Origin of the sequence: Nocardiopsis gilva YIM 90087 (assembly GCF_002263495.1) — a bacterium.
Classification (GTDB): domain Bacteria; phylum Actinomycetota; class Actinomycetes; order Streptosporangiales; family Streptosporangiaceae; genus Nocardiopsis_C; species Nocardiopsis_C gilva.
Window position 1 is genome coordinate 6,076,303 of the sequence record NZ_CP022753.1, and the last position, 14,670, is coordinate 6,090,972.

Annotated in this window: 16 protein-coding genes; 6 read left to right on the forward strand and 10 right to left on the reverse strand. The window is 68.4% G+C overall.

What is annotated here, in order from left to right:
* Window positions 1-111 precede the first annotated feature (111 nt).
* The gene (locus CDO52_RS26595; protein ID WP_017618385.1) at window positions 112-543 is read right to left on the reverse strand and encodes a hypothetical protein; all 432 of its coding nucleotides are present in this window, start codon (window positions 541-543) and stop codon (window positions 112-114) included.
* A gap of 32 nt (window positions 544-575) precedes the next feature.
* Window positions 576-1,256, reverse strand: a complete 681-nt coding sequence (locus CDO52_RS26600) for a TetR/AcrR family transcriptional regulator (protein ID WP_051060712.1) — start codon at window positions 1,254-1,256, stop codon at window positions 576-578.
* 179 nt (window positions 1,257-1,435) lie between these two features.
* Here CDO52_RS26600 and CDO52_RS26605 point away from each other — a divergent pair, with 179 nt between their 5' ends.
* A complete protein-coding gene (locus CDO52_RS26605; protein WP_017618383.1) occupies window positions 1,436-2,590 on the forward strand; it encodes an acyl-CoA dehydrogenase family protein in 1,155 nt (384 codons plus the stop codon).
* 220 nt (window positions 2,591-2,810) lie between these two features.
* Here CDO52_RS26605 and CDO52_RS26610 read toward each other — a convergent pair whose 3' ends face one another.
* From CDO52_RS26610 to CDO52_RS26630, 4 genes are all read right to left on the reverse strand, one after another.
* A complete protein-coding gene (locus CDO52_RS26610; RefSeq protein WP_094932773.1) occupies window positions 2,811-3,650 on the reverse strand; it encodes a MerR family transcriptional regulator in 840 nt (279 codons plus the stop codon).
* A gap of 281 nt (window positions 3,651-3,931) precedes the next feature.
* Window positions 3,932-4,273, reverse strand: a complete 342-nt coding sequence (locus CDO52_RS26615; protein ID WP_232524338.1) for a hypothetical protein — start codon at window positions 4,271-4,273, stop codon at window positions 3,932-3,934.
* Between the two features lie 59 nt (window positions 4,274-4,332).
* A complete protein-coding gene (locus CDO52_RS26620) occupies window positions 4,333-4,599 on the reverse strand; it encodes a hypothetical protein (protein ID WP_017618380.1) in 267 nt (88 codons plus the stop codon).
* 583 nt (window positions 4,600-5,182) lie between these two features.
* Window positions 5,183-6,406, reverse strand: coding sequence for a GDSL-type esterase/lipase family protein (locus CDO52_RS26630; protein ID WP_017618378.1), 1,224 nt, complete (start codon window positions 6,404-6,406; stop codon window positions 5,183-5,185).
* A 421-nt stretch (window positions 6,407-6,827) separates the two neighbouring features.
* Between CDO52_RS26630 and CDO52_RS26635 the strand changes: the two genes are divergently transcribed.
* From CDO52_RS26635 to CDO52_RS29635, 3 genes are all read left to right on the forward strand, one after another.
* Window positions 6,828-7,079 (forward strand): PLD nuclease N-terminal domain-containing protein, encoded by a 252-nt coding sequence (locus CDO52_RS26635; protein WP_017618377.1) that lies wholly within the window; start codon window positions 6,828-6,830, stop codon window positions 7,077-7,079.
* Window positions 7,080-7,192: 113 nt separating this feature from the next.
* On the forward strand, window positions 7,193-7,963 hold the full coding sequence (locus tag CDO52_RS26640) for an adenosylcobinamide amidohydrolase (protein WP_017618376.1): 771 nt from the start codon (window positions 7,193-7,195) through the stop codon (window positions 7,961-7,963).
* Window positions 7,869-8,192 (forward strand): DUF397 domain-containing protein, encoded by a 324-nt coding sequence (locus CDO52_RS29635; protein ID WP_394296717.1) that lies wholly within the window; start codon window positions 7,869-7,871, stop codon window positions 8,190-8,192. The genes CDO52_RS26640 and CDO52_RS29635 overlap by 95 nt, the downstream gene beginning before the upstream one ends.
* Before the next feature lie 68 nt (window positions 8,193-8,260).
* Here CDO52_RS29635 and CDO52_RS26650 read toward each other — a convergent pair whose 3' ends face one another.
* From CDO52_RS26650 to CDO52_RS26660, 3 genes are all read right to left on the reverse strand, one after another.
* Window positions 8,261-9,958, reverse strand: a complete 1,698-nt coding sequence (locus tag CDO52_RS26650; protein ID WP_017618375.1) for a serine/threonine-protein kinase — start codon at window positions 9,956-9,958, stop codon at window positions 8,261-8,263.
* A gap of 244 nt (window positions 9,959-10,202) precedes the next feature.
* On the reverse strand, window positions 10,203-10,532 hold the full coding sequence (locus tag CDO52_RS26655) for a winged helix-turn-helix domain-containing protein (protein ID WP_017618374.1): 330 nt from the start codon (window positions 10,530-10,532) through the stop codon (window positions 10,203-10,205).
* Window positions 10,529-10,951: a hypothetical protein gene (locus tag CDO52_RS26660; RefSeq protein WP_152471589.1), complete on the reverse strand. Its 423-nt coding sequence runs from the start codon at window positions 10,949-10,951 to the stop codon at window positions 10,529-10,531. The genes CDO52_RS26655 and CDO52_RS26660 overlap by 4 nt, the downstream gene beginning before the upstream one ends.
* 164 nt (window positions 10,952-11,115) lie before the next feature.
* Between CDO52_RS26660 and CDO52_RS26665 the strand changes: the two genes are divergently transcribed.
* The gene (locus tag CDO52_RS26665; RefSeq protein ID WP_083919826.1) at window positions 11,116-11,469 is read left to right on the forward strand and encodes a TFIIB-type zinc ribbon-containing protein; all 354 of its coding nucleotides are present in this window, start codon (window positions 11,116-11,118) and stop codon (window positions 11,467-11,469) included.
* Window positions 11,470-11,480: 11 nt separating this feature from the next.
* Complete coding sequence (locus tag CDO52_RS26670; protein ID WP_051060710.1) at window positions 11,481-12,170, forward strand: AAA family ATPase; 690 nt, start codon at window positions 11,481-11,483, stop codon at window positions 12,168-12,170.
* A gap of 149 nt (window positions 12,171-12,319) precedes the next feature.
* Here the strand turns inward: CDO52_RS26670 and CDO52_RS26675 are convergent, their stop codons facing one another.
* A complete protein-coding gene (locus CDO52_RS26675; protein WP_017618370.1) occupies window positions 12,320-14,659 on the reverse strand; it encodes a heavy metal translocating P-type ATPase in 2,340 nt (779 codons plus the stop codon).
* Between the last annotated feature and the right edge of the window lie 11 nt (window positions 14,660-14,670).

Sequence of the window (14,670 nt, forward strand, 5' to 3'; positions counted from 1 at the left end):
CCTTCCAAGGAATCTACCCTAACGTGAGGGTCAAGTATGTGGCCTCCGGTGCGCACACGTCACCGCATCGGCCCAGCCTACGTGCGCCGCGCCGGTGGCGCGTGAAGGCCGCTACCCCTCGTCTTCGAGAATGCCGTCCACGACGTCGCCGAGCACCAGAGCGCGGTCGCCGTCGGACAGGGTGCGCAGTTCGCGCAGGGCGGCTCCGGTGTCGAACCTGTCCCCGGCGCGGCCCTCGATCACGCACAGCCGGGCGACCTCCTGCGTCGGCAGGTTGAGGAACTGAGCCTCGGGCGGCGGGGCGAGCCCGTAGAGCGTCACGGGGTAGCGCGAGTGGCGGGTGCGCCACTGCTCGGATCGCTTGCCCAGGAATCCATGGAGCAGCGAGTCGAAGACCCCGTCGGGTTCCAGGTCACGCAGGGCCGAGCGGTCCAGGACCACCCTGCACTCCCCGCAGTTGGCCAGCTCGGCCCGGAGGAGGCGGCGCGCTTCGCTGTGCGTCACGTGCTCCGCGTTCAGCTTCATCGGGTGCCGGTGGGCCATGTCGCCAGCGTAGCCGGGGGACCACGGCCATCTCAGGTATCCCGCTCCTCCAGCGCGGTTCGGACGCGCCGCAGCACGTCCTCTCCGCTCAGGGCGGACGGGTAGACGGCCACCAGGACGGACTCGGCGGGCTCGGCGGCGGCGCCGGGCTCGCGCAGCTCGGCGCCGAGCGACCGCGCCACGAACTCCATGGCGCGGTCGAACCGGTCCCAGGGGATGGGGCGCTGCGGATCGCGCAGCCAGGAGCGGAGCACGTGGTTGTGCGCGGCGATCACCGATGCCGCCAGCGCCTCCCCCGCCAGCACTCGCGTGCCCTCGGTCTCGCCGCGCGCGAGGTAGCGGCTGAACGCGCCCTGGTAGCGGGCCGTCATGGCGATCTCGCGATCGCGCAGCCGGGGAACCGCGCGCACCAGGCGGAAACGGGGGACGGTGATCTCCGGGGTGGCCACATACCCCTGGAAGACCATGCGGGCGGCGGCGCAGACGGTCGCCACGGGGTCGTCGTCGGGCGCGGCGCGCAGGTAGCGGACGACCGACTCGAAGAGTTCGTCGTGGCCGGAGAAGAGGATGTCCTCCTTGGAGCCGAAGTGGCGGAAGAGGCTGCGCCGGCTCACTCCGGACTCCTCAGCGATGTCGTCCATCGTGGTCGCCTCGTAGCCCGCGGACTCGAAGAGGCGCACCGCGGCGGCCACGACGTCGTGGCGAGCGGGCATGCCGCCCCTGCCCTTCGCCGGCTGGTCCGGATGCGCCACGCGCTGCTCCTTCTCTCGGGTCTCAATCCGCTCGCGCAGAACTTAGCCGACGGATAGGTGCGAAATGTTGAGTCACCCTTTATTGTGGCACTGGATGCCATGATCAGGCACGTAGTGCCACGAGGGAGGCGCGGGAGACGATGAGCGACTTCGACCTGTTCAAGACGAACGAAGAGCACGAGGAACTGCGCGCGGCCGTCCGCGCGGTCGCCGAGGACAAGATCGCCCCGCAGGCCGCGGAGGTCGACGCGCAGAGCGCGTTCCCGCAGACGGCCTACGACGCCCTGCGCGCCACCGACTTCCACGCGGCGCACATCCCCGAGGCCTACGACGGCGTCGGCGCCGACGCGCTGGCGACCTGCATCATCATCGAGGAGGTGGCCCGCGCGTGTGCGTCCTCATCGCTGATTCCCGCCGTCAACAAGCTCGGGACGATGCCGCTCATCCTGGGCGCGTCGGAGGACGTCAAGCAGCGCTACCTGACGCCGGTAGCCCAGGGTGAGGCGATGTTCTCCTACGGCCTGTCCGAGCGCGAGGCCGGTTCCGACACCGCGAGCATGCGGACCCAGGCCAAGCGCGACGGCGACGACTGGATCCTCAACGGGCAGAAGTCGTGGATCACCAACGCCGGGGTGAGCAAGTACTACACGGTCATGGCGGTGACCGACCCCGACGGCCCGCGCGGCCGCAACGTCAGCGCGTTCGTCGTGCATGACGACGACGCGGGCTTCACACTCGGTGAGCCGGAGAAGAAGCTCGGCATCAAGGGCTCGCCCACGCGCGAGCTGTTCTTCGACGACATGCGCATCCCCGGCGACCGCCTCGTGGGCGGGGTCGGCGACGGCCTGAAGATCGCGCTGCGGACCCTCGACCACACCCGCGTCACCATCGGCGCCCAGGCCATCGGCATCGCCCAGGGCGCGCTCGACCACGCGGTCGAGTACGTCAGGGAACGCAAGCAGTTCGGCAAGGCCGTCGCCGACTTCCAGGGCATCCAGTTCATGCTCGCCGACATGGCCATGAAGCTGGAGACCGCCCGCCAGATGGTCTACGTCGCCGCCGCCAAGTCCGAGCGCGGCGACTCCGACCTGCCCTTCTTCGGCGCCGCCGCCAAGTGCTACGCCTCCGACGCGGCCATGGACATCACCACCGACGCCGTCCAGCTCCTCGGCGGGGCCGGTTACGTGAAGGACTTCCCGCTGGAGCGCATGATGCGCGACGCCAAGATCACCCAGATCTATGAGGGCACCAACCAGATCCAGCGCCTGGTCATGGCCCGCCAGCTGCTCAAGTAACCGAGGTTCTGTCCCGGAGCCGCCGCTGACTAACGGTCACGCCGTCCCGCCACCCGCCTCCTGCCGCGGTGCCGGGACGGCGCGGCTCTACTCTCGGGCGGGGAGGCGGACAAAGGCGCTCATTGCCGGGACGACCTGCGAGTCGCCCGGTGCAACCAAAGCCCATGCCCGGACCGGCGCATCCCGGGCCGAGGTAGGTGAACGCGACGTCGACGCGGGCTCAATCGTCTCCCGACAGGCTCCGGCCATAGCGTTCCGCAGCCAGTTCCATGCAGCGCGTTCGGGCCGGGGAGAAGTCGGAGGGCATCTTGCCGATCCCTTCCAGGGCGGTCATTTGTCCCTCGTCCTCCTTCGGGGCGGCCTCGTCCAGCTCGTAGAGCTTCTCCTCTACCTCGTCGAGCCCGGCCGCCTCGATCGCCTGCTCCACGGCCTTCATGTGCGCGCACCGCTGTTCGGCGAGCTCTTCGACGCGAGGGTCGTCGGGGTCGACCGTGTCATCCAGCGCGGCCTCGGCCGCGTCCAAGCGGTCCTCTGCAGCCCGTAGTTCAGGGTGGGTGGCCAGCACGATGACGGAACTGGCCTGAACGACGGCACCCAGCGAGCCGAAGAGCCGCTCGGTGACCAGCAGGGCATCGAGGTCGGACTGGCGAACGGCCCCCGGAGGCAGGTCGCGAAAGCGGTCCGTCACCACAGCGGAGAGCAGTCCCAGCGGGCTGCCCGCTTCGCGTAGGCGCCGCGCCGCCGCACGCTGCCGCTGGATGACGGCCTCCTGCGCGGCGAGGGCCTCGTCCAGCCGGTCCAGGGTCTCCTCGATGCTCCCGGCCTCGTCGTAAGCGGCCCGCATGTCGTCCAGGCTGATGCCGACGTCCGCCATCTTGCGGATCCATAGCAGCCGGATCATGTCGTCGTAGCCGTAGCGGCGGCGGCCGTCCGCTCCCCGCTCGGGCTCCGGCATCAGACCGATCTCGTGGTAGTGGCGGATGGCACGCGGGGTGGTACCGGCGAACGCAGCGGCGTCACCGATCTTGACCTGGCGGGGAGGCGTGAAGGAGCGGTGCATCAGAGACGGCCTTTCGTGCTGCGTTGTGCTGTGCCTTCACAACACCACATGCCGTTACGGCAGGTGCAAACTCTTAGGCCCGGCATGGCCCACGGTCGAGCTGACGGTGGGAGTGGTCACGCTTCGGGAAGTGCTGTCGCAGTGGTCCCTATGAACGCCGCATCCAGCGCTTGGTCATGGCCCGCCAGCTGCTCAAGTAGTCCCCACCTACTCGGGAGGGCCTAAGTCACCCCGCTTTTCATCATGAGCGGGGTGAGGTGGCCAGGCCCTCGTTCGTACGTTTACGGAAGGGTTTCGATCGGAGTGTCGGGCAGGTAGTGCTGCCACTCCGCCGCCGGGGAGGTCGTGATGATCGGCCAGCCGGTGTATCGAGTCACCGCCTCGTGGATGACGTGCGCGTCTGCGAGGGTCAAGCCGTCACCTTGCCAACGGGTGGCGAGGCGTGCGACGGCTGTCGCCGTCTCCCTATCGAGGTCGCCGAAGGTGAAGATCGGCCCCTCCAAGCGCTCCTCCACTCCAGCAGCCCGCACAGGTGGCACTGTGTACAGGGCTGCGGCCAGTGCAAGCGTCGGCACATGCAGGGGAATTACGCGGCGCTGGGCAAGATTGACCAGGGCATTCATGTAGACCGAACCTTCGGCCCAAGCATTCAGTGCGGACGCTGTGAGAATCCTGCCGCCGATCACGCGACTTCATCCGCGGCGACGCCGAGGACGCGCTGTGCCCATTGCATAGCACGCTCGTACTCCTCCGGGTCGCTCTCGCGAGCCTGAACCAGGTCCTGCTCGATGAGCATCTGGGCGCGTTCCTGACGACGCTTCTTCTCTCCCAGAGCCGTGTTCACCCAGGCCGACACCGAACGGACCTCTCCAGCATCGACAGCGGCTTCCGCGGCCTCTAGGAGCTCAGGGTCCAAGGTGAGCGTGACACGCTTCTTCGCTTCACTCATACCTTCATCATACTTGGCGACCCTGGGCCGTCGCGAGGCAAAGAAAAACCAGGCGGTCTCACCGTGCGAGGCTGTCCCTGGACTGTGCGAGCCCAGACCCCCTCCCTCCTCTAGAGTTCTCGGGTGCATGTGGACACTCTCTCCGCGAACCAGACCAACCTCTCGAACGGCGCGCTGCTAGAGCGGGCCAGGCGTCTTGAGGAGGCCGAGGCGTGGCGACGGCGGGCGCACGGGGCGAAGGGGTAGGAGGAAAGGTGAGTCCCGGCAACTGCTCCCGCCTGGTGGCCGCGCGCCTGGCCGCCTACGCCCTGCTCCAAGAGGGGGTGCCGGACCGCCGCATCGACACCGACGCCACTCTGCAGCGCGGCCGCTACCGCATCGTCGTGGAGTTCCAAATGGAAAACCCCATGGAGACCCATGCCACCGCCGACGACCGCGTCAGCCGCTACGTCGGCCCCATCCGCAAGGGCAATGGCCCCGAGCCCGGCGAGCGCGGTCGTCCTCGTGCGCTGGAATCCCATGCGCCCCCCGCAACAGACCAGGCGCCGGGGCTAGTGACGGAGGCTTCGGTATCCGATGTCGCTCAATCGCCCCTGAGGGCGAACGGCCTACCCTCTCCGAAGGCCAACTCGGCGAAGCGTTCGCCGATGCGGCGATGTGTGGCGGCGTCCGGGTGGAGCTGGTCGGGCAATGGAAGTTCGGCGAAGTCCGCCTCTCCGTAGAGTTCGCGGCCGTCGAGGAAGTGCAGGTTCGCGTCGTCGCCCGCCCGCTGCTTCACGAGGCGGGCCAGTTCGTCCCGGATGACGTTGAGGGTGAGCTTCCCGCTGGCCCCTTCCGCGGGGTCACCCGTGGCCCGGAACTGGAGCTTCCCCGTGCTGAGGTTGCCGAAGTCCGGGGCGGCGGGGCCGGGCGTGTCCTCGTGGATGGGGCACAGGATCGGCGAGACGACCAGCAGCGGAATGGTGGGGTGGCCCTCGCGGATGGTATCGAGAAAGCCGTGCACCGCGGGGCCGAATGCGCGCAGTCGCATCAGGTCGGCGTTAACGAGGTTGATGCCGATCTTGACGCTGATCAGGTCCGCGGGGGTGTCACGCATGGCGCGGGCAGTAAACGGATCGAGCAAGGCGCTGCCGCTCAGGCCCAGGTTGGTCAGTTCCACGCCGCCGAGGGCGGCGGCGAGTGCGGGCCAGGTGGTGGTGGGGCTTGCGGCGTCGGAGCCGTGGCTGATCGAGCTGCCGTGGTGCAGCCAGTGCCTGCGGCCCCCATCCGGTGCGGGCTCGACGGGGGCGTCGGTGCGCAGGGCGACCAGCTCGGTGATCTCGTTGTACGGCAGCCAGATCTCGACGTCCTTGACGCGGTCGGGGAGACCGGAGAACCGGACGGTGCCGACCGGGCCGGGCCGGGTTTCCGCGGACCCGGTGGTCATGTCCATCATCAGGACGTTGCCGCCGGTCACACTGGTCCGCCCGGCTAGCTGGCCGTCAACGAGCAGGTCGTACACGCCATCGGGTCGGGGCGGAGCGCCCTGGTAGGCATTCTTGGTGCGGAGCGCATCCAACTCGACGGCGGTGGCCCGCGTACGGAACACCAGCCGCACGCCGGAGGGCTGGGTCTCCGCCATGGCCAGGTGCCCGTCAGCGCACTGTGCACGGGCCCAGGCAGGCAGCCGATGCGGCAGCACCCCACGTTCGGTGCGCTCCAGATCCAGGGCGCCACGCAGGAGGTCCGCAGTGAAGGGCGTGGTGGTCCAGTCCGTCGCCCGGGCCGCCGTGGGGGCGCCGGGGACGTCGTCGGGCCGATCGTTCATGGGTTGCATTCTGCTGGTCGGAGGCGTGGTCCGCCCAATGGTTTTCCGCCCCCTCGCGGCTGGCGGCCGACGGTCGTCGACCGCCTGGCGATCAGCGGGATCATTCACCGGATCAGCACCGGCTGCTGGTGGTGCACACCATCCGCCCGTGATCGGGGAGGCAGGACCTACAACCACGCACCCACCCTGCCCACCCACCACGCCGCTGCTACCGTTCTGCGCATTCCCACAACCAGCCGGCGCGCGGAGACCTCATGCACCCGCTGCCCGACGCCGCGAAGATCGACGATGGGATGCGGTCGAGGCCGGACCACCGACTTCAGTCGTATCGGAAAGTGGTTCTACCGGCTGATACAGGGAACAGTGGCGGTCTCCTAGCGTGAAAGCGACGCTGAAACCGAATGTGATTGGACTTCGCACCATGCTCGCCCACGACGCCACCCTGCTCACCTACGCCGGTCAGATTGGGAGCGTGGTCGCGCTGGTCCTGGTCGCCCTCGCCGTGGTGGCCTACTTCGTGTTCATCATCGCCGCCTTCATCGGCAGCCTGACTTCGCGGCTTGAGCTCGGGATGAAGCTTGTGTGGGCGCTGTTCATCATCTGCGCGCCGTTCCTCGGCGCCCTGTGCTGGTTCCTGATCGGTAGAAGGAGCGCGGCCGCCGTGGCGCGGTGATGCCGCCTCGACCAGTCACAACGTGGAACGCCTCTGGTCTTCAACCACCGACGTCTCCCCAGGGGTGTGCGATCCCAGGCGCCCCACATCTCCTCTAGAGTTCTCGGGTGCATGTGGGCGATCTCTGCGCGAACCAGACCAACCTCCCGAACGACGGGCTGCTGGGCACAGCGCTCGCTCACCGGGGGGAGGACGGCCAACGCCTGCCCGCGCTGCTGTGGGAGGCCGGTCCGGGGTGGCGGATGCTGTCGTCAGGTGTCCTGGGTGGCGGTCTGGGACCGCGTTCGTATGTGCTGAACGCACAGGTCACCGGCGACTACCGGCGCACCGATCCGGAGGTGCACCTGACCGAGATCGCCGCGGCCGCAGGACTGCGGGGGCACGGTGTCGGTCTGATGACGGCCGCCGACGTCACGGACGCCGCCTTCGCGGCCGACGGCGGGGTGGAGGCGATCGCGACGGTCGGGATCGGCCGACCCACGTGGGCGGCGGCGCCGAGCGAGCTGGACGAGGCTCGGCTGGAGCACGCCGGAGCCGGGGGCGCCGAATCTGAGCCGTTCGCCCCGGGCACCATCAACATCATCGTCGCCGTCCCGGTCCCGATGTCCGACGCTGCCCTGGTCAATGCCACCTCCACCATTACCGAGGCAAAAGTGCAGGCGGTCATGGAGGCCGGGTTCGCGTGTACCGGGACGGCATCCGACGCGATCTGCCTGGCAGTACGAAGCAAAAGCGGTGCGGGCCCGACCGCCTCGTTCGGCGGTCCGCGCTCACGTTGGGGCGCCCGCATTGCACGGGCGGCCCACGCTGCCGTCTACACCGGCGCGCTACGGGACGCCAAGCGAAGGACGGGGCGGCAGGCCGACGGCTACCGGAGCTCCTGAAGCCCCGACGAGATCACTGCCGCCGGTTGGCCAGGTTGCATCTCTGTCATGGACTTGCGCACGTCCAGCTACTCGCAGAAAAGCGGGGCAGTGGGTTGATGTCGCGAACCTGTCGACCGGAGCTGCTGTGCGTGCCTCGACCAACCCGGCCCTCGGCCATATCGCCTGCCACAGCACTGAGTGGTCCGCGTTCCTTCACGCCGTCCGTTCGGACCAGCTTGGGCGCTGATCCCACACCCTAGAGACACCAAGAACGCCCCCGGAGCCTGATGGCTTCGGGGGCGTTGGGTCTGCTGGTCAGGAAGCGGGCTCGAACGACTTCGACATCGCGTCGAGGATCGCCATGTTCTTGTCGAAGTCCTCGGGTTTGGAGACCAGGAGGAGCGTGTAGCCCTCGTCGTCGGTGAAGAACCCGCGGCTGACGCAGTTGCGCGTGTAGCCGGACCCGAAGGTGAACTCCCACTGGGCTGCACCCTCGTAATCGCTGGTCCAGTCGGCGTCGAGCGGCGCGACCGACGAACTGTCGTGGAATCCGTCGAAGCTGCCGCTGTACGCACCCTTCTGGCGGCGCATGTAGTCCATCGCGTCATCGGCGCTGCCGACGTGGTCGACCTGCATGTACCCGCGGTCGGGGAAGCGGAACTTCACCCGGGAGCCGCTCTCCCGCTCCATGCTCCAGTCCGTGGGGACGTCGACGGAGTACCCGGTGTCGTCGGTGTAGCGTTCCATCTCCGGAAGGTCCGGGTTCTCGTCGTCCTCGGACTTGTCGTCGTCCTTCTCCGCGTCCTCGTCCTTTGCCTGGTCCTCGCCCTTGCCGTCCACGTCCGCCTCGGCGGTCGGCCCCGACGCCGAGGGTTCGCCCGAATTAGCGGCGGTGGTGGGATCGGCCTCGGACAGTTCGCGCAGCCCCAGGAACGCGCCCACGCCGATGCCAAGGACCAGCACGAGAGTTCCCGCGACCATCGCGAGCAGCTTGCGGGAGGAACGGGATCTGGGCCCACCCGTGGGACCGGGGCCCGGCGGGATGTCCACCGGCTGTTTCTCCGGTGCCTTGCCACTGTCCGCACGGGCGTCGGCGGCCGCTGGGGCGCGCGATGGTGCCGACGCATTGGCGGAAGAGGATGATGCGGCCGCACCGCTGGACCTCCACCGCGCCTTCTTGTCGTTCTCGGAGACCAGCTCCTGCAGCAGATCGGCGGCCTCGCCGACCTCCATACGCTGGTCTGGGTCCTTGTTCAGGAGTCCGTCGAGCAGCGGAGCCAGCGGCCCGGCGTGCTCGGCCTTCGCCACCTCCTCGGTGACGATCGCGGTGAGCGTCGCCATCGAGGTCGGTCTCTGGAACGGCGACTGCCCCTCCAGCGCCTGGTACAGGGTCACGCCGAGCGACCACATGTCGGTGGCCGGGGAGGCGGGCTTGCCGTGGGCCTGTTCGGGGGCGAGGTAGGCGGGCGAACCGATGAGCAGGCCGGTGCTGGTGAGGGCGGTGGTGCCTTCGAGCCGGGCGATGCCGAAGTCGGTGAGGACGGCGCGGTCGCCACGCGCGATCAGGACGTTGCCCGGCTTGATGTCGCGGTGCACGATGCCGCGCTCATGCGCGACGGCCAGCGCTGCCAGCATCTGCAGGCCGATCCTGGCCACGCGCTCGGGCGGGAGGGTGCCCTCCTTCTTGAGCAGGCCGCTCAGCGAGTTGCCGCGGACGAGCTCCATGACGATCCATGGCCGCTCGTCCTCTTCGACCACGTCGAAGACGGTGATGATCGAGGGGTGAGCGAGCCGAGCGGCGCTGCGGGCCTCCCGCAGCATCCGGGTGCGGAGGATGTCGACTTCCTGCTCCGGCAGGTGCGGCGGGATGCTGAGCTCTTTGATCGCGACCGGACGGTCCAGCAGCTCGTCGGTGCCCTGCCAGACGCGGCCCATCCCGCCTTCGCCGATGGTCTCGGTCAGCCGGTAGCGGCCGGCGAGCAGGCGTCCCGGCTCAGAATGCTCGGTGCTCATCCTTGAGGGTTCCTCGATCGTCGGGGAGAGGACGTCCGCCAGAACCGGACCGTCACCTAGGCGAGTGTAAAAGGAGGTGACCCACCACAAGCGACGCGAATCGACCCTGACCATGCTGGGGGTGACTGGTCCGTGGACTCCCTTACCCCAATTGACGTGGGGATACACGCAGAAAAGGCACCTCGCCCGATCGGTCGGTAATCCTGCCCACCCGACCTGTCCGCAACCGCCCGCCCACCTCACCTCACGTGGTCGCCGCGTCTCCCGGAGCACCGGCCGCAGGCTGTTCGGCGATCCGGTTGAGAGTTTGCAGGTGGTGACCGAACGCCTCACGCCCCTGCCGCGTCAGCGAAACCCACGTCGTAGTGCGCCGCCCTTTCTGTTCCTTGCGCACCTCGATATACCCGGCTTTCTCCAGCGTCGTCAGATGCTGCGACAACGCGGAGTCACTGACCTCAACGGTGTCACGCAGCATCCGGAACCCGGCTCGTTCCAAGGGGGCCAGGGCGGCCATGATCGAGAACCGCACCGGGGAGTGGATGACCTGGTCCAGCTCGTGGCGCAAGTGGCTCATGCGCGAACCTTCCAGATCGCGGCGACGAAGAACGGCAACGCCATGACGGTAGCCGCAGCCGTCCACATCAGCAGCGAGTGCTCATACTGCCAGCGCACAAGCGGACCGATGCCGACGAGGTAGAGCAGGAACCAGATGGCACCGGCGATCAGGACCCGCCTGCGTCCTCCGGCTGGAAGGGCAGATTGCCGCTCGGCCCACTGAGCGGCAAGCGCCATGAGGTAGAAGCCGATACCGGTCGTCACAAAGCGTTGCCAGCCGTCGGGGTACAGCGCCTCCACTCCGACGATGAGGCCGACAGCCAGCACGCCCAGCACGACGAGATAGCCGCGGAACCACCGCACGGCCTTGATCGAGCGCCCGCGCATCCGCTCTGCCTCAGCCAGCGCAGCCTCCGCGCTCCATTCCCCTGTTCCCATCGGCTCATCTCCTTTCGTGTCTTTCAAGGACTTTAGCACGCTTAAAGTATTTGAGTCGATGGAGAAGCCAGAAGTATCGGAAGACCTCGCCCCCGACGCGCCGCCGCGCCAGGAAGAGGCTCGGAATCGCCCACAGCACCGCAGCCCTCGCATACGATGACGGTGTGATTTGCCCAAAGTGCCAAGGCCGAATGCAGACCTTCGACCGTATGGGGATCCACCTTGAGCAGTGCGAACGCTGCCGCGGGATCTTCCTCGACCATGGGGAGCTTGAACAGATCGTCTCCGCCGAGCAGCGTCACTTCGCGACACCGCCCGGCCACCACGCGCCGCCGGTGTACGCCGACTCCCCGCGCGGCTACCGCGGGAAGCCGGACTCGCCAGCTCCCTTCCGTGGCGGACACGGACACCAGGGGTACAAGGACTCGCCGCGCCCGTACGGGTACGGCGACTCCCCGCGCCCTTATGGCGGCCAGAAGCGTCGCAAGAAGAGCTTCTTCGAGGAACTGTTCGACTGACGACTCAGAACGTGAACCCTCTGATCTGCGCCCATTGCGGGGTGCTCACCGAATCCCCCAGCGTCACGCCTGACGGGACGGCCCTCCGGTGCGTCGACTGCGGCCGCCGGAGGCCGTTTCGCCGTCTCCCGCTCTACTGCGTGACCGGCCCCAGCGGCACGGGCAAGTCCACCGTGGCCCGTCTGCTCGTGGAGGCCCTCTCCGACCGATTCGTGGTGTTGGAGCAGGACGTGCTGTGGGTCGATGGCCTGCGCGACCCGGCGGACGAGCACCGAACCTTCCGTTCGACGTGGCTCCGAATGGCCGCGATGGTGCAGCAGAACGGGCGGCCTGTCGTGCTCTGCGGAACGGTGGTCCCACCGGAGCTGGAAGCGCTACCCGAGCGCGCCCTGTTCTCGAAGATCCACTACCTGTCGCTGATGTGCGACCCGGAAGTCCTCGCCGATCGGCTCCGCGCCCGCCCGGCATGGCGGCAGTGGGACGAACCGCGCATCGTCGAGATGCTTGACTACACCGCCTGGGTCGCGGAAACGGCACACGAGATGAACCCGCCGGTGTCGCTCCTCGACACCACGAACGCCGCCGTTGAGTCGACGGCAGCCGACGTCCAGTCCTGGATCGAGCGCACCCACGTCGTAGGCGCATCCTCAGCTGAGGCAATCACCGTGCCCGGCACAGGAAACCTGACCGGCCACATGTGACGGCCCTACCCCCGCGCGCCGCGCCCCTTCCGTTGATCTCAGAGATATTGGGGTCTCACGAGCGATTTTGACCCCAATATCTCCGAGATCAACGACGAGAGGGGGCGGTCTGCGGGGAGAGTACCGCAGACCGCCCCATCATCTGATTGCTATGCCGGGGTCAGTTCCCTGTGGTCGGTGACCGTCGGCCCGGTCGTAGTCGCTCCATTTCCTGCCAGGGGCTTGAAACGGCGGAGGCGGAGGCTGTTGCTCACCACGAAGACGCTGGAGAAGGCCATCGCCGCGCCCGCGATCATCGGGTTGAGCAGTCCGGTCGCCGCCAAGGGAAGAGCCGCCACGTTGTAGGCGAAGGCCCAGAACAAGTTGCCCTTGATCGTGCCCAGTGTGCGACGGGACAGGCGGATCGCGTCGGCCGCTACACGGAGGTCGCCGCGGACCAGGGTCAGGTCTCCGGCCTCGATCGCGACGTCCGTCCCTGTCCCCATGGCCAGGCCCAGGTCAGCCTGGGCGAGGGCGGCGGCGTCGTTGACGCCGTCTCCGACCATCGCCACGGCCTTGCCCTCGGACTGCAAACGCTTGACCACGTCGACCTTGTCCTCGGGCATGACCTCGGCGATGACCTGCTCGACGCCGACCTCGGCGGCGACCGCGTGAGCGACGTCAGTCTGGTCGCCCGTCAGCAGGATCGGGGTCAGTCCCAGGTCGCGGAACTGGCGGATGGCCTGGACGCTGGTGGGTTTCACGGCATCGGCGATGACCAGCACCGCACGCGCCCGGCCGTCCCAGCCGACCGCCACCGTCGTACCGGCCTCGGCGGCCTTTGTGGCGCGTTCAACGAGGTTGTCCGGCAGTTCCATGCCGTGCTCGGCCAGCAGCGCGGCCCGCCCGACCAGCACATTGTGGCCGTCTACGACACCCTGGACCCCCAGGCCCTCGATGTTGCGGAAGTCCGTGACGGGCCGCAGCTCGCCGGTGCGCTGAGCGGCGCCCTTGGCGATGGCCTGCGCAATGGGGTGCTCCGACGCGTTCTCCAGCGCCCCGGCCAGGCGCAGCACCTCGGCCTCGTCGATGCCCTCGGCGGCCACCACCTCCGTCAGCGTCATCTTGCCGCTGGTCACCGTTCCGGTCTTGTCCAGCACGATGGTGTCGACGCGCCGGGTGCTCTCCAGCACCTCCGGACCCTTGATCAGAATGCCCAGCTGAGCACCGCGCCCTGTCCCCACCAGCAGGGCCGTGGGCGTGGCCAGGCCGAGTGCGCAGGGGCAGGCGATGATGAGCACCGCGACCGCGGCCGTGAACGCCGCGTCGGCCGATCCGCCCGTCCCCAGCCAGAAGCCGAGCGTGGCCACGGCCAGAACAATGACGATCGGAACGAAGACGCCGGAGATCCGGTCGGCCAGCCGCTGGACCGCCGCCTTGCCGTTCTGTGCCTCCTCCACCAGGCGGGCCATCTGGGCGAGCTGGGTGTCGGAGCCGACACGCGTGGCGCGGACGACGAGGCGTCCCCCGGCGTTAACGGTCGCACCGGCGACGGTGGAGCCCGGCCCGACCTCCACCGGGACGGACTCACCGGTCAGCATGCTCATGTCAACCGCGGAGGTGCCCTCCTCCACGGTGCCGTCCGTGGCGATCTTCTCGCCGGGACGGATCACGAAGCGGTCGCCCACGGCCAGCTGGTCGACGGGCACCCTCTCCTCGCGCCCGTCGCGCAGGATGGCGACGTCCTTGGCCCCGAGTTCGAGCAGGGCGCGCAGAGCGGCCCCGGCACGCCGCTTGGAGCGGACCTCGAAGTACCGGCCCAGCAGGATGAACGCGGTGACACCGGCGGCGACCTCGAGGTAGATGTTTCCGGAGCCGCCGCCGCGGCTGATGGTCAGCTCGAAGGCGTGGACCATGCCCGGCTGGCCGGCCGTGCCGAGGAAGAGCGCGTAGACCGACCATGCGAACGCCGCGATCGTGCCCATCGACACCAGCGTGTCCATGGTGGCCGTGCCGAGCTTGAGGTTCTTCCACGCCGCGGTGTGGAACGGTAGCCCGCCCCACACCACCACCGGAGCGGCCAGTGTGAGGGAGAGCCACTGCCAGTAGGTGAACTGCAGTGCGGGGATCATCGCCATCGCGATGATCGGGGCAGCCAGGGCGAGGCTGATGAAAGCGCGGTCGCGCAGCCCACGCACCTCGGCCGCCTCGGCGTCCTCCGCTTCGACACCGGATCCTCCGGCGCCCTCGTCCGTCTCCCGTGCCGGAGGCGGCGGAGGTGCCGCCGTGTACCCGGCCTTCTCCACCTGGGCGATGAGGTCGTCGACAGAGACACCGTCGGCGAAGTCAACCTTGGCCTTTTCGGTCGCGTAGTTGACGGTGGCCGTCACGCCGTCCAGCTTGTTCAACCGCTTCTCGATGCGGTTGGCGCAGGACGCGCAGGTCATACCGCTGATGGCCAGTTCGATCCGGCCTTCAGCGTGTTTGAGGTCTGGTGTTCCGCCATCCATGTCTGGGACCT